Here is a 13,199-nt window from a genome sequence, read left to right on the forward strand (position 1 = left end):
GGCCGAGTATTCAAAACAGAATTTAATCCATCCAAGAGGAAACTATGAGCGCAATTGTTGACGTGATTGGTCGTGAGGTTATTGATTCTCGCGGCAATCCCACCGTGGAATGTGACGTGTTGCTGGAAAGTGGTGCCATGGGTCGTGCGGCCGTGCCCTCTGGTGCGTCCACAGGTACTCGCGAAGCCGTTGAACTGCGTGACGGTGACAAGTCCCGTTATTTGGGCAAAGGCGTGTTGCGCGCGGTTGAAAACATCAACACCGAGATTTCCGAAGCAATTTTGGGTCTGGATGCGCAGGAGCAGGTGTTTCTGGACCAGAACCTGATCGACCTGGATGGCACTGAAAACAAGAGCCGTTTGGGTGCCAATGCCACGCTGGCGGTGTCCATGGCCGTGGCCCGTGCTGCAGCTGAAGAAACTGGTTTGCCCTTGTACCGTTACTTCGGTGGCATGGGTGGCATGAGCCTGCCAGTGCCCATGATGAACGTAATCAATGGTGGTGCACACGCCAACAACAACCTCGATTTGCAAGAGTTCATGATTTTGCCGGTGGGGGCGCCTTCTTTCCGCGAGGCTATTCGCTACGGTGCTGAAGTGTTCCATGCACTGAAGAAAATTATTCACGACAAAGGCATGTCAACCGCTGTGGGCGATGAAGGCGGTTTTGCGCCTTCTGTAGCCAACCATGAAGCTGCCATTCAAATGATTATTCAGGCGATTGAAACCGCTGGTTTTGAGCCTGGCACGCAGGTGGCTTTGGGCCTGGATTGTGCAGCCTCTGAGTTTTACAAGGGTGGCAAGTACAAGCTGGCCGGTGAGGGCATGGAGCTGAGCTCACAGGAATTCGCGCACCTCTTGGAGAGCTGGTGCAACAAGTACCCCATTATTTCGATCGAAGACGGCATGGCCGAAGACGATTGGGACGGTTGGGCTTATTTGTCAAAAACCATGGGCCGCAAGGTGCAGTTGGTGGGGGATGACCTGTTCGTAACCAACACCAAGATTTTGGCCGAAGGCATCGAAAAGAAAATCGCCAATTCCATTCTGATCAAAATCAATCAAATCGGTACTTTGACTGAAACCTTTGCTGCCATTGAGATGGCCAAGCGTGCTCGCTACACAGCGGTTATTTCTCACCGTTCAGGCGAAACAGAAGACAGCACCATTGCCGATATTGCGGTGGGTACCAATGCCATGCAGATCAAGACAGGTTCAATGAGCCGTTCAGACCGCATTGCCAAGTACAACCAGCTGTTGCGCATTGAAGAGGATTTGGGTGACATTGCTTACTACCCCGGCCGTTCAGCCTTCTACAACCTGGATTAATCGGTATTAATCGAAGGTGGCCCCGCAGTGCGGGGCCTTCTTGTATATGAACCCCAGGCTGATTTCACTTGTCCTTTTTGCCTTGCTGATTTTGCTTCAATACCCACTGTGGTTTGGCAAAGGCGGGATGCTGCGCGTCAGCGATCTTGAAGACCAACTGGAGCAACAAAAGCAAGTCAACGAGGCACTGCGCTTGCGCAATCAGCAGCTTGAGGGCGATGTGCGCAGTTTGAGCGAGGGCGTTGAGGCGATTGAAGAGCGTGCCAGAAATGACTTTGGCATGATCAAGAAAGACGAGGTGTTTATTCAGTTGATTGAGCCGCGCAGCCAGTCAGCCGCCACACCACCAGGTGCCGCGGCAGAACCCTCGAATTAGTGCTAGTGCAAGGTGGGCGCCTGGGGTTCTTGTGGACCTTCGTGGTGAGAACTTTCGGTAAATAGCGCGTTGCAATCGGCTCGAGTGAATGAGTAATTTGCATTGCAGAAGTCACACTGAATTTCTACAGTCGGGTTTTCGGACAAAGCATCATCCAGTTCGGCCTGTCCCAAAGAAAGCAACATTTTTCCAACTTTGTCGCGTGAACAGGTGCATTCAAAATGTGCCTGGCGTTCTGCCAGTCCATCCGGGTCTTCTTCCCAAAAAAGACGCTTGGCCAATTCATCGGTTTCGGTGGCCAGGTGTTCCTCGGTTTGCAGCGTATTGATCAAGGCCTTCAATCGATCCCAGCCGTCAGCATCGAATTCTTTGCTTGAAACAACACCGCCATGTTGTGGCATTTGCTGAAGCATGACGCCCGCAGCTGTGGTGTCGTCGGAGTTCAGAACAAGGCGGGTTTCCAGTTGCTCGCTGCTGTGCATATACGCTTCAAGCGAATCGGCCACAGAGGTACCTGCAAGCGGCACAATGCCCTGGTAGGGGGCCTGACCCGGCAGGCGATTGCGTGGGTCCAGAATAATTGCGCATATACCCTTGCCTGTGGCATTGACCAGGTCTTTGAAACTGGCATTCTCGGGAATTTGTGTACCTTCAACCAATTTCACGGTGGCGCGCAAACCCAAACGGCTATTGCACTCTGCCACCAGCAAACGAATGGGTCCGTCGCCCTGAATTTGAATAATCAGCGAGCCTTCAAACTTCAAGGAGGCTGACAACATGGTGCTTGCCGCAACCAGTTCACCCAGCACTTTTTGAACCGGCCTTGGGTAGTTATTGTTGCTGACCACTTGTTGCCACGCTTTGGACAAATGTACCAAATGCGCTCGGCAGCTGGATTGATCAAAGATCAGGGTGCGTAGTGTGTCGGTCATGGGTACAAATTGAAGCAAAAAATTAATTGTCTATTCGTTCAAGTGTTTCTTTGAACAGCTTGGCTTTTTGCACGTAGAAGGCAGCGCCAATCAGGCGGGCCACTTCATCGTCGTTCAGGGTTCGGATCACTTTTCCAGGCGAACCGACCACCAGCGAGCGGTCGGGAATTTCTTTGCCTTCGGTGATCAAGGCACCGGCGCCGATGATACAGTTTTTTCCAATCTTTGCGCCGTTCAGCACCACTGAACGAATGCCAATCAAACTGCCTTCGCCTATGGTGCAGCCGTGCAAACACGCTTGGTGTCCAACTGTGACGTTTTTTCCAACCACCATGGGATAGCCAATGTCGGTGTGTAACACGGCGCCTTCCTGTACATTGCTGCCTTCCATAATGTGGATCAATTCATTGTCGCCGCGAATGGCCGCGAAATCCCAAACCGACGTGTTTTCATCAAGTTGCACTTTGCCAATGATGCTGGCCATTTCGGCCACATAGGCGCTGGCGTGCACTGTGGGGGCTACGCCATTGATTTTGTACTTGGCCACAATTGTCTCCTGTGTCGGGGTGTTGCCATGGTGTCTTTGCCTTAAAATAACATGCATCGAACCCTTGTGCAGTGTGGTTATGGGCAGTGAACTGGAACAAACTTTGAGACAAGCCGCCTTGCAGGCTTTGGAGTGTAAAAACTCCGTGGAAAAAGTGCGTCTGGTCTTGGCGATTGATGAAAGCTTGCCAATCGGTGGTGAAGCGGAGTTCTCGCCTGGTGTGGGCCGCCCCGAAAAACCGGAGCTGGTGCACCCGGCACGCGTGCCCACACGCAAAGCCAGCCAGCCTGTGGGGCGGGGCATGCTTTTGCACTCGCTGGCGCACATTGAGTTCAATGCAATCAACTTGGCGCTAGATCTGCTGGTTCGTTTTTCCTCCATGCCCGACCAGTTTTATCTGGATTGGTTGAAAGTGGCCAAAGAGGAGGCCTACCACCACACTTTGTTGTGCGACAGAATGATGTCGTACGCTTTGAATTATGGGGATTACCCCGCGCATGACGGTTTGTGGCAAATGGCTGAAAAAACCAAACACAGCTTGCTGGCCCGGCTTGCCTTGGTGCCGAGGCTTTTGGAGGCACGCGGACTGGACGTGTCACCGGCCATACGTGAGAAACTGGCCGCGGCCGGGGACATGGATAGTGCCGAGGTACTTGGCATCATCTTGCGTGATGAAATTGGGCATGTGGCCATTGGCAACCGCTGGTTCAATGAAGTGTGCAACAATGAACAACGCGACCCAATTGAGGCTTTTGAGCATTGCTTGCGGGAGTACACCGCTCCGCAGCCACGTTCACCTTTCAATTTCAAGGCCCGCGCACAGGCTGGTTTTTCTGAAGAGGAGTTGGCTTGGTTGATGCAAGTTGAATTGGAGCAATCCGCCCAATAAGTGGATTGCAAAAGTATGAGTACAGCAGCACCCCTTTTCGCCAAAGAACTTGATTGGAATGATCCGCATTTGATTAATGCGGATTTGCATTGCCACTCCACCGTGTCGGACGGCACCTTGACGCCCGAAGAACTGGCTGCGCGCGCCGCCGCCAATGGAGTACAAATTTGGTCCTTGACCGATCATGATGAAGTGGGTGGTTTGGCCCGGGCGGCCAAAGCGGCTGCGGAGCACAACATGATTTTTGTGCCTGGTGTGGAAATTTCGGTGACCTGGTCCGCGGTAACCTTGCACATTGTGGGTTTGAATGTGCAGTACGAGAACTCCCCGCTTGAGAAGGGTTTGGCCAGTGTGCGCCATGGGCGAACTGAGCGAGCGATGGAAATGTCGCGGCAACTCGAAAAGGTGGGCATCGACGATGTGTATGAAGGTGCCTTGAAGTATGTGGGCAACCCCAACCTGATTAGCCGAACCCACTTTGCCCGATGCTTGGTGGAGCGAAAAGTGTGCACCGATATTCGCGAAGTGTTTGAGCGTTTTCTAACCCCGGGTAAACCGGGTTACGTGCCCCATGAATGGGCCAGCTTGAAGCAGGCGGTCGACTGGATCCTGGAGTCAAACGGCTTGCCTGTCATTGCGCACCCGGGGCGATATGATCTGAAACCCATGCAGATGGATGAACTGGTTGAGCAGTTTGTCAAAATGGGTGGTGTTGGCATTGAGGTGGTCACGGGCAGCCACACCACCGACCAATACGCCACCTATGCACGGAAATCTGTTCGATCTGGCTTGAAGGCATCGCGCGGATCAGATTTTCACGGTCCCACTGAATCCAGGGTTAATTTGGGTGAATTGCCCCGCTTGCCCGATGGTTGCGTGCCAATCTGGGATAATTGGGGCAAGTTGTTCAGCTAACAGGATACCCATTGGCGCAGTTATTCAACGTACATCCTCAAAACCCACAATCGCGTTTGTGCAAGCAGGCGGCAGACCTGATCAACTCGGGTGGAATTGCTGCAATTCCCACCGACAGCTGCTATGCGCTTGTTTGCCATCTGGATGATAAAAACGCGGTCGAGCGCCTGCGCAGGTTGAAGGGTATTTCAGAGAAGCAGCATTTGGCTTTGCTGTGCAAGGATTTGAGTGAACTGGGCAGTTACGCCAAGGTGAACAATGTTCAATACCGCTTGCTGAAGTCGGTGTTTCCCGGGCCATATACATTTATTCTTGAAGCGACCAAAGAAGTGCCCAAGCGTGTGTCGCATCCCTCGAAAAAATCAATCGGTTTGCGCGTTCCCGCACATGCGGTGGTGCAAGGCTTGCTGGAGCACATCGAGGGTGCGCTGATTGCCACAACGCTGCAGTTACCGGGCATGGAAGAGCCTGCGCGCAGCGGTTGGGAGGCCCAGGAAGCCGTGGGCAACGATGTAGATTTAATTGTGGACGACGGCGAGTACTGCGGCGCATTTCCGACCACCGTGATTGACTGGACCGGCGAAGAACCTGTGGTTGTGCGAATTGGCGCTGGGCCTCTGACTGGTCCGCTTGAGCCTGTGAATGTTGAAGAACAGGAAGAACTGTGATGGATTCAAGCATTATTCAAACGATTGCGGTGTATGCCTTGCCCGTGTTGTTTGCCATTACCCTGCACGAGGCAGCACACGGTTATGTTGCCCGAATGTATGGCGACAACACCGCCATGTATGCAGGCCGAATAACCTTGAACCCGATCAAGCACATTGACCCGGTTGGAACCATTCTGGTGCCGATTGCGATTTTGGTGTCTTCAAGCCTGATGGGTATTGGTGCTTTTCTGTTTGGCTGGGCCAAACCTGTGCCTGTCAATTTTGGCAACCTGCGCAATCCGAAAAAAGACATTCGTTTTGTAGCCTTTGCCGGGCCTGGCGCAAATTTCGTGATGGCCTTACTGTGGGCACTTAGCCTGAAACTGCAGTTTGTCACCGGGCTGAACGAGCCCTTTTTTGCCGAAATGGCCAAAGCGGGCATTGTGGTGAACCTGGTTTTGGCTGCTTTGAACCTTCTGCCAATTTTGCCGCTGGATGGTGGCCGAATTCTGTTCAGCTTCCTGCCCAGTTCTGCAGCCTACAGTTTCAGCCGCACCGAGCCCTATGGCATGATCGTGCTCATTGCACTCCTGATGTTGGGTATCTTGCCCATGTTCATCCAGCCCATTGTTAGTGCCGGGTTGAGTGTGCTAACCCTTTTGTTTAATTTCTAAGTCACCATGTTTGCTGAACGCGTATTGTCGGGCATGCGCCCAACCGGTTTGTTGCACCTTGGCCATTACCACGGTGTGTTGAAAAACTGGGTGAAACTTCAAAACGAATTTCCCTGTTTGTTTTTTGTGGCCGATTGGCATGCGCTGACCACGCATTATGAAACCCCGGAAGTCATCAAGGAAAATGTGTGGGACATGGTAGTTGACTGGCTGGCTGCGGGTGTTGACCCCGAGAAGGCCACCTTGTTTGTTCAGTCCAAGGTGCCTGAGCATGCTGAGCTGCATTTGCTGCTGTCGATGAATACGCCTTTAAGCTGGCTTGAGCGCGTGCCCACCTACAAAGACCAACAGGAAAAACTCAGTGATAAAGACCTGGCCACCTATGGTTTTTTGGGCTACCCCTTGTTGCAGTCCGCTGATATTCTGATTTACCGTGCCACACAAGTACCCGTGGGTGAAGACCAGGTACCGCACATAGAGCTGACCCGCGAAATTGCGCGGCGCTTCAATCATTTTTACAGCAAGGAAAAACTGCTGGATGCGAAGGGGGCTGAAATTGGCCGCAAGCCGATTTTGCTGGAACCCAAAGCCTTGCTGACCGAGGCCAGCAAGATGCCAGGGTTGGATGGCATGAAAATGTCCAAGAGCTACCAAAACACGCTGGCCTTGCGGGAGACACCCGAGAACATTTCCCAGAAAGTACGCAAAATGCCAACGGACCCGGCCCGCGTGCGCCGCACTGACCCGGGTGATCCTGCCAAATGCCCTGTTTGGCAATTGCACGAGGTGTATTCAGACGCCAGCACCAAGCAGTGGGTGCAGGAAGGTTGCAAATCGGCGGGGATTGGCTGTATTCAATGCAAAGAGCCAATTATTCAGGCAGTAACCGACGAGTTGGCGCCTATGCGCGAACGTGCAGCCATGTACACCGAAAACCCGACATTGGTGCGAAAAATCATCAGTGAAGGCTGTGAGCGCGCACGTGCGATGGCCAACGACACGATGCAGGATGTGCGCAAGCACATGGGGCTGGATTATTCCTGATATGTCGAATCATCATGCCAACCCCACCCTGGCACCTTCGCCATGGGTGCGGGAATGTCTGCAAAGTCTGCATGCCAACAAAGCAGTGGAGCCCGGAATGCGCGCTCTTGATTTGGCCTGCGGCGGTGGTCGGCATGCGCTGTACATGGCCAGCTTGGGCTACAACGTGCATGCCGTGGACAAAACCAGGCCAGAAACGCCATGGCCTGCCAATGTACAGTTTCAGGCCATGGACCTGGAACAGGCTGACTGGCCACTCGCAGGGCAGCAATACGACTTGATCGTGGTGACCAACTATTTGCATCGCCCCCATTTTGAGAACCTTTTGGGTAACCTGAAGTCTCATCATGCAGTGTTGGTTTACGAAACCTTTATGGATGGCAATGCGCAGTTTGGTTCGCCGCGGAGCCCGGATTTTCTGCTTCAACCCAACGAACTGCTGTCCCGTATGTCTTCATTGAACATACTGCGTTTTGAACAGGGGCTTCGAAGCATTCCAAGCCCTGCAATGATTCAACGGGCCATGGGCATTACAGGCACTTGGTCTGAGATACAATCTGGAACAATAACACTCACTCAAAGGGACTAAATGATCACTGGCAGCATTGTCGCGATTGTTTCGCCGATGTTTGAAGACGGGTCGCTTGACTATGACAGCTACCGTCAGCTCATTGATTGGCATATTGAACAAGGCACCGACTCAATTGTAGCGGTAGGAACCACTGGCGAATCGCCTACTGTGGATGTACAAGAGCACGGCGAATTAATTCGTGTGGCGGTTGAGCAGGCCGCGGGCCGCATACCCATTATTGCGGGCACTGGTGGCAATTCAACCACCGAGGCCATTGAACTGACTGAGTTTGCGCGCAAGGTGGGTGCTGCCGCCAGTTTGCAAGTGGTGCCTTACTACAATAAACCCACCCAAGAAGGCATTTACCTGCACATGCGCAAGGTTGCCGAAGCTGTTGACTTGCCCGTGATTTTGTACAACGTACCTGGCCGTACAGTGGCCGATATGGCACATTCAACGGTGGTGCGCTTGAGCCAGGTGGATGGCATTGTGGGAATCAAGGAAGCCACAGGCAACCTCGAGCGCGGGGCTTGGTTGATTCGCGACACATCAGCTGATTTCGCTGTTTACAGTGGTGATGACCCCACCGCAGTGAACTTGATGTTGATGGGCGGAAAAGGCAATATTTCCGTGACTGCCAATGTGGCCCCAAAGTTAATGCATGAACTTTGTGCTGCGGCCATTGCAGGCGATGCAAAAACTGCGCATACCCTGAATTTGAGCTTGCTGGATTTGCACCAGGCCATGTTTGTACAGGCCAATCCAATTCCCGTGAAGTACGCATTGAGCAAAATGGGCAAGATGGCACCCGGTGTGCGCCTGCCTTTGACCCGACTGGAATCCAGTTTTCACCAAACCGTGGATGCCGCCTTGCGCGCCCACCGGTTGATCGACTAAAGACGACTTAAGGCTGTGAGACACATGGAATTGAATAAGACAACCCCTTTCAAGCTGTTGCTGATCGCAGCGGCCGTATCCACTGCCGCAGGCTGCGCCTCTTACAAAGAGGCTGTGGAAGGACAGAAAACGGCTTACCGCACTGCCGAAAAGCGCGAGCAGGGCCTTGAGGTGCCGCCAGATCTGACTGCCCAGTCTGCAGATGAGCAATTCCTGATTCCCGGTGAGTCCGGTTCTGGTTCGGTGTCCGCCTCCTCGTTCTACAGCGGCGGGGGTACTCGACCTGCGGGTGCACGCCAGCCAGCACAGGCTGAGCCGGTTTTGGTTTCCTCCGATGATGTAAAAATCAAACGTGTGGGTAACTTGCGCTCTCTGGAAGTGAAAATGCCACCCGAGCAATTGTGGCCGAAATTGCGCGAATTCTGGAAAGACACCGGGTTTGAACTGGCCGTGGATGATCCAAAAATTGGGTTGATGGAAACCAATTGGGCTGAAAACCGTGCAAATATCCCACTGGATGGTTTGCGTAAGGTAATCGGTACCGTATTTGACGGCATTTACTCCAGTAATACCCGAGATCGTTACCGCACCCGTGTAGAACCTATTGAGGGCGGTGTTGAAATTTTCGTGACTCACCGCGGCATGGAAGAAAACTACACTGATCAGTCTCAATCAAATCTGATTTGGATGAATCGTCCATCTGATCCCGAACTTGAAGCTGAAATGCTGAATCGTTTGATGGCGAAGCTGACTGGTGATGAGAAGGCTGCTGTCGCAGCGGGTCGCCCAGTGGGGCAAGAGCTCATTTCGGTTCAGAAAAAGCCTGAGGGCACAGCAATTATTTTGGCTGAAGACTTTCCCTTGGCCTGGCGCCGTGTAGGTTTTGGACTGGACCGCGCTGGCTTTATTGTCGAAGACCGTGACCGTTCCAATGGTGTGTATTACGTGAAATACATTCCTGATTCTGCTTCGGCTGAAGGCGAGAAAACAGGTTTCTTTGGAAAGATTTTCGGCGGTGCTTCGAATAACAAATCCCTGAAAGCGGATCAACGTTTCCAGGTGGTAGTGGCGCCGGAGGGCGACAAGGCAACCACAGTCAAATTTACCTCCGAACGCGGTGCGGCAGTGGATCCCGCAATTTCAGAAGAAGCTGCGACCAAGCTGGCCGGAAAACTCCGGTAATTGGTGTGCGTTTTGCGAGTTTGGGCAGTGGCAGTGAAGGCAACAGTTGGCTGTTTGAATGCAGGCTGACTGACGCACCAACGCGCTTAATGGTGGATTGCGGTTTTGCTGTGAAGGAAACCGTTGGCCGCCTGGAGCGAGTTGGGCTCACTCCGGAAAATGTGGATGCGATTGTGGTTACTCACGAGCATGGGGATCACATAGGCGGTGTATTCAAATTCAGCCGAAAGTTTGGTACACCTGTGTACTTGACGCACGGTACCTGGCGCGCGGCCTTGCGGTCTAAATTGACGGACGAAGATTACCTGCGTTCAGGCAGGGTGGTGTTAATCGAGAGCCATGCAGCATTCAACGTCAAGAACCTGACTTTGCATCCCTTTCCCGTGCCCCATGACGCTGCTGAACCCATTCAAATGTTGATTGAGTCAAGGTCGGGCTTTGTCACTGGCATTCTGACCGATTGTGGCAGTGCTACGCCGCATTTGATCAGCATGTTGAACAGGGCACATGCCTTGATTCTCGAATCCAACCACTGCCCCGAGATGCTGTCCAATTCGCCTTATCCACCCAGCCTGAAAAAAAGGGTAGGAGGCGATTATGGCCACCTCAGCAATCAAGTCGCCTGCGATATTCTTCGGAAGCTCGATTCTGGAAACTTGCAGTTTGTGGTGGCAGCGCATTTAAGCCAAACCACGAATTGTCCCAAGGTGGTTCAACAAATGTGGGCGGAGGTACTAACACCGCGAGGAATCGCGTTTGATATCGCCTGCCAAACCGAGGGTTTTGCCTGGATCAGCCTTGATTCGCAGCAAGTAACTGCCTGATTTTTAGGTGATCCAACAAAAAAGCCCCAGATTTTCATCTGGGGCTTTTTAGTTTCAATTGCTTTTACAAGCGAATTGAATTTACTTCTTTTCTTCAGCAGGAGCAGCGGCTGGATCAACAGGAGCTGGTTCAGCGGCAGGTGCTGGTTCAGCAGCAGGTGCTGCTGGCTCAGCTGCAGGAGCTGCTGGAGCTTGTTCAGTTACAGCAGGAGCTGCTGGTTCAACTGGAGCTGCTTCTTCTTTCTTGCCACAAGCGGCCAATGCTACTGCAAACAAAGATGCGATCAAAATTGAGTTTTTCATGTTTATTCCTTTTGGGGTCACGAACTAGACGCCGATTCAAGCGTCTTTTTTAGAGCAAATAGGCTCACAAGAGAACCCAGAATCACCCATTTTCCTGCTGGGTGTTCAAGCACTCAAGCGGAAAACTCTGCAAATTCTATCGAATAGCCTGTCAAATTCAAGTCATTGTTTCGACCTTATTTTCGAAGCAAAATTCTATTGACTTTGCTGAGTCGTTTCAAATTCTAAATGAAATTAATCACATTAGGGTTTCTACCCAACCGGCTTTTGCAAAACCAATTAAAAAATACTGAAATTCAGGATTTTTTAAAGCTTCTGCAGCGTCGATTGGCTCCATTTCACGCTGGTTTGCGAGCATTTGCAGCTGTTTAACGGTAAGGGCACTGGTCGGGTTGACAGTATCGCCATTGATGTAAAAATCGGCGTCTTTGAACAACATTTTAGTTTTCATGCTTAATGCAACGCCACGCTCTCCAAGAACACTAATTATTTCGTGTATTTCCTGATCTTCGGTGTTGTTTACAAAATACACATGTGGCTTGGGTTCTGTGAGCAAAATCCCCATGCTGCGCTGGATTTGAGGCGATTTCGCTGAAAATTGCCGAATCAAATTAAATCCAAAATTCAGCAAATCGTCAGGAATTTCTGCGGGGTTTTTCTGTAACCCTCGGGCGGGGTCAGAAAACAGTGTTTGAGTCATGCCTGGATCTTGATCAATTTGATCGGCCATGTCGCGCAATATGCCACTGAGAACCTCGGCCTGCGTGGGCGCCCTGAAGCCAATGCTCAGGGTTGAGCAGGTTCCCTCTGCGATGCCGTCGTGCCCATAGTTCGGGGGCAGGTAAAGCATGTCACCAGGCTCGAGAACAAACTCCTCGGTGGGCTCAAAGTTTTTGAGAATTTTCAGGGGCATGCCTTCTTCAAGTTCTTTGTTCTGCAAAGGGCCAATTTTCCAGCGCCGTTTGCCATGCATTTGAAGCAGAAAGACATCGTAGGAGTCATAGTGTGGACCCACGCCCCCCCCATCGCTGGCCAAGCTTAGCATCACGTCGTCAAGGCGTGCATCGGGAATAAAGCGGAACATTTGCAGCAGGTCATAAGCTTCGGGCAGGTGGTGGTCAATGCCCTGGATCAGCACAGTCCATGCTTTTTTCTTCATCGAGGGCAGCGCATCAAACGGGCCGTGTTCAAGTGTCCAGCCTGCTTTGCTGTGTTGTATCAATCGGCTTTCAATGTCTTCATCGGATGCCATCTCGGCGATGGTGTCGAAATCGCACAGTGGTTCGAAATTCGGAAATGCCTGACGAAACAAAAATGGCTTGATGTGCCAATGCTCGGTCATGAATTGTTCCACCGGGAGGTTTGCGATGTGGGTGAGGGGTTTGATCATCTGAAGGGGGCTTTATTTGGGTGATTTATCGATTACGGGTATCATAGGCCACCTTAAAAGACTGCCCACTGTTCGGGCGCTGATTTCTGGAGTTATGTACGATGATTGTTGAGCACGGCACGGTGGTTACCCTTGATTTTGAGCTGCGTGATGCGCAGGGTGAACTGATTCAGGAACACGGTGGCGAGCCGATCATTTACCTGCATGGCAGTGAGAATGAGGTGTTTCCGAAGCTACAAGAGGCAGTGGAAGGCAAGGTGATTGGCGATGAAGTGTTCGTTCAACTCGAGCCAGAGGATGCCTTCGGAGATTTTGACCCCGAATTGATGCGGGTAGAAGATGCGGACAGTTTTGCTGAAGACCTTGAAATAGGTATGCAACTGGAGGAGGTTCCCGTTGAAGATGAAAACGAGCCTGACCTGCAAGCTGACGAGGAAAACACTGGTTTTGGTCGGGTTTGGACTGTGACTGACATTGCCGAAGGCAAAGTGGTGCTGGATGGCAACCACCCGTTCGCGGGCATGGCCTTGCGCTATCACCTGAAGGTGCTGGATATTCGTGCTGCCAATGAGGAAGAAAAAGCGCAAGGTGCTGCGGCGCAATCGCTGTTCAGCATTGCCCCCAACCCGGATGCACGCAAACTGAATTAACCGTTTGGCCTTGGTTGGGCTTTATTT

Annotated in this window: 16 protein-coding genes; 12 read left to right on the plus strand and 4 right to left on the minus strand. The window is 52.1% G+C overall.

Annotated elements, in window-relative coordinates:
* Positions 1-44 precede the first annotated feature (44 nt).
* On the plus strand, positions 45-1,328 hold the full coding sequence (eno, locus tag PY990_RS06790) for a phosphopyruvate hydratase (protein ID WP_105028791.1): 1,284 nt from the start codon (positions 45-47) through the stop codon (positions 1,326-1,328).
* Between the two features lie 46 nt (positions 1,329-1,374).
* Positions 1,375-1,704, plus strand: coding sequence for a cell division protein FtsB (ftsB, locus tag PY990_RS06795; RefSeq protein WP_275270962.1), 330 nt, complete (start codon positions 1,375-1,377; stop codon positions 1,702-1,704).
* 2 nt (positions 1,705-1,706) lie between these two features.
* Here the strand turns inward: ftsB and hslO are convergent, their stop codons facing one another.
* Together hslO and PY990_RS06805 are read right to left on the minus strand one after the other, a co-directional pair.
* A complete protein-coding gene (gene hslO / locus PY990_RS06800; RefSeq protein ID WP_275270963.1) occupies positions 1,707-2,636 on the minus strand; it encodes an Hsp33 family molecular chaperone HslO in 930 nt (309 codons plus the stop codon).
* A 22-nt stretch (positions 2,637-2,658) separates the two neighbouring features.
* Positions 2,659-3,183, minus strand: a complete 525-nt coding sequence (locus PY990_RS06805; RefSeq protein WP_275270964.1) for a gamma carbonic anhydrase family protein — start codon at positions 3,181-3,183, stop codon at positions 2,659-2,661.
* Positions 3,184-3,262: 79 nt separating this feature from the next.
* Between PY990_RS06805 and PY990_RS06810 the strand changes: the two genes are divergently transcribed.
* Genes PY990_RS06810 through PY990_RS06850 form a run of 9 tightly spaced genes read left to right on the plus strand, consistent with a single transcriptional unit; the run spans position 3,263 to position 10,829 of the window.
* Positions 3,263-4,072 carry a ferritin-like domain-containing protein gene (locus PY990_RS06810; RefSeq protein ID WP_275270965.1) on the plus strand — a complete coding sequence of 270 codons (810 nt, stop codon included), beginning with the start codon at positions 3,263-3,265 and terminating at the stop codon, positions 4,070-4,072.
* A gap of 15 nt (positions 4,073-4,087) precedes the next feature.
* Positions 4,088-4,987 (plus strand): 3',5'-nucleoside bisphosphate phosphatase, encoded by a 900-nt coding sequence (locus PY990_RS06815; RefSeq protein WP_275270966.1) that lies wholly within the window; start codon positions 4,088-4,090, stop codon positions 4,985-4,987.
* An 11-nt stretch (positions 4,988-4,998) separates the two neighbouring features.
* Positions 4,999-5,655, plus strand: a complete 657-nt coding sequence (locus PY990_RS06820) for an L-threonylcarbamoyladenylate synthase (RefSeq protein ID WP_105028796.1) — start codon at positions 4,999-5,001, stop codon at positions 5,653-5,655.
* The gene (locus PY990_RS06825) at positions 5,655-6,311 is read left to right on the plus strand and encodes a site-2 protease family protein (RefSeq protein ID WP_105028797.1); all 657 of its coding nucleotides are present in this window, start codon (positions 5,655-5,657) and stop codon (positions 6,309-6,311) included. Before PY990_RS06820 ends, PY990_RS06825 begins: the two co-directional genes overlap by 1 nt.
* A 6-nt stretch (positions 6,312-6,317) precedes the next feature.
* Entirely contained in the window at positions 6,318-7,355 is a 1,038-nt protein-coding gene (gene trpS, locus PY990_RS06830) for a tryptophan--tRNA ligase (protein WP_275270967.1), read from the plus strand.
* A gap of 1 nt (position 7,356) precedes the next feature.
* A complete protein-coding gene (locus PY990_RS06835) occupies positions 7,357-7,944 on the plus strand; it encodes a class I SAM-dependent methyltransferase (RefSeq protein ID WP_275270968.1) in 588 nt (195 codons plus the stop codon).
* A complete protein-coding gene (dapA, locus tag PY990_RS06840; RefSeq protein ID WP_275270969.1) occupies positions 7,945-8,823 on the plus strand; it encodes a 4-hydroxy-tetrahydrodipicolinate synthase in 879 nt (292 codons plus the stop codon).
* Between the two features lie 30 nt (positions 8,824-8,853).
* Complete coding sequence (bamC, locus tag PY990_RS06845) at positions 8,854-10,005, plus strand: outer membrane protein assembly factor BamC (protein ID WP_275270970.1); 1,152 nt, start codon at positions 8,854-8,856, stop codon at positions 10,003-10,005.
* Between the two features lie 5 nt (positions 10,006-10,010).
* Positions 10,011-10,829, plus strand: a complete 819-nt coding sequence (locus PY990_RS06850; RefSeq protein WP_275270971.1) for an MBL fold metallo-hydrolase — start codon at positions 10,011-10,013, stop codon at positions 10,827-10,829.
* Positions 10,830-10,910: 81 nt separating this feature from the next.
* On the opposite strand, the gene PY990_RS06855 is transcribed toward PY990_RS06850, so the two are convergent.
* Entirely contained in the window at positions 10,911-11,132 is a 222-nt protein-coding gene (locus tag PY990_RS06855; RefSeq protein ID WP_275270972.1) for a hypothetical protein, read from the minus strand.
* 238 nt (positions 11,133-11,370) lie between these two features.
* Positions 11,371-12,474 (minus strand): cupin domain-containing protein, encoded by a 1,104-nt coding sequence (locus PY990_RS06860; RefSeq protein ID WP_275270973.1) that lies wholly within the window; start codon positions 12,472-12,474, stop codon positions 11,371-11,373.
* Between the two features lie 149 nt (positions 12,475-12,623).
* Here PY990_RS06860 and PY990_RS06865 point away from each other — a divergent pair, with 149 nt between their 5' ends.
* The gene (locus PY990_RS06865) at positions 12,624-13,172 is read left to right on the plus strand and encodes an FKBP-type peptidyl-prolyl cis-trans isomerase (RefSeq protein ID WP_275270974.1); all 549 of its coding nucleotides are present in this window, start codon (positions 12,624-12,626) and stop codon (positions 13,170-13,172) included.
* The last annotated feature ends 27 nt before the right edge of the window (positions 13,173-13,199 follow it).

The sequence above is a fragment of the Limnobacter olei genome, assembly GCF_029087225.1.
GTDB lineage: Bacteria > Pseudomonadota > Gammaproteobacteria > Burkholderiales > Burkholderiaceae_B > Limnobacter > Limnobacter olei.

Bases quoted from the DNA above. Each gene is read 5' to 3' on its own strand.
- eno (WP_105028791.1), top strand. From the start codon at position 45: ATGAGCGCAATTGTTGACGTGATTGGTCGTGAGGTTATTGATTCTCGC.
- ftsB (WP_275270962.1), top strand. From the start codon at position 1,375: ATGAACCCCAGGCTGATTTCACTTGTCCTTTTTGCCTTGCTGATTTTG.
- hslO (WP_275270963.1), bottom strand. From the start codon at position 2,636: ATGACCGACACACTACGCACCCTGATCTTTGATCAATCCAGCTGCCGA.
- PY990_RS06810 (WP_275270965.1), top strand. From the start codon at position 3,263: ATGGGCAGTGAACTGGAACAAACTTTGAGACAAGCCGCCTTGCAGGCT.
- PY990_RS06815 (WP_275270966.1), top strand. From the start codon at position 4,088: ATGAGTACAGCAGCACCCCTTTTCGCCAAAGAACTTGATTGGAATGAT.
- PY990_RS06825 (WP_105028797.1), top strand. From the start codon at position 5,655: ATGGATTCAAGCATTATTCAAACGATTGCGGTGTATGCCTTGCCCGTG.
- trpS (WP_275270967.1), top strand. From the start codon at position 6,318: ATGTTTGCTGAACGCGTATTGTCGGGCATGCGCCCAACCGGTTTGTTG.
- PY990_RS06835 (WP_275270968.1), top strand. From the start codon at position 7,357: ATGTCGAATCATCATGCCAACCCCACCCTGGCACCTTCGCCATGGGTG.
- dapA (WP_275270969.1), top strand. From the start codon at position 7,945: ATGATCACTGGCAGCATTGTCGCGATTGTTTCGCCGATGTTTGAAGAC.
- PY990_RS06855 (WP_275270972.1), bottom strand. From the start codon at position 11,132: ATGAAAAACTCAATTTTGATCGCATCTTTGTTTGCAGTAGCATTGGCC.
- PY990_RS06860 (WP_275270973.1), bottom strand. From the start codon at position 12,474: ATGACCGAGCATTGGCACATCAAGCCATTTTTGTTTCGTCAGGCATTT.
- PY990_RS06865 (WP_275270974.1), top strand. From the start codon at position 12,624: ATGATTGTTGAGCACGGCACGGTGGTTACCCTTGATTTTGAGCTGCGT.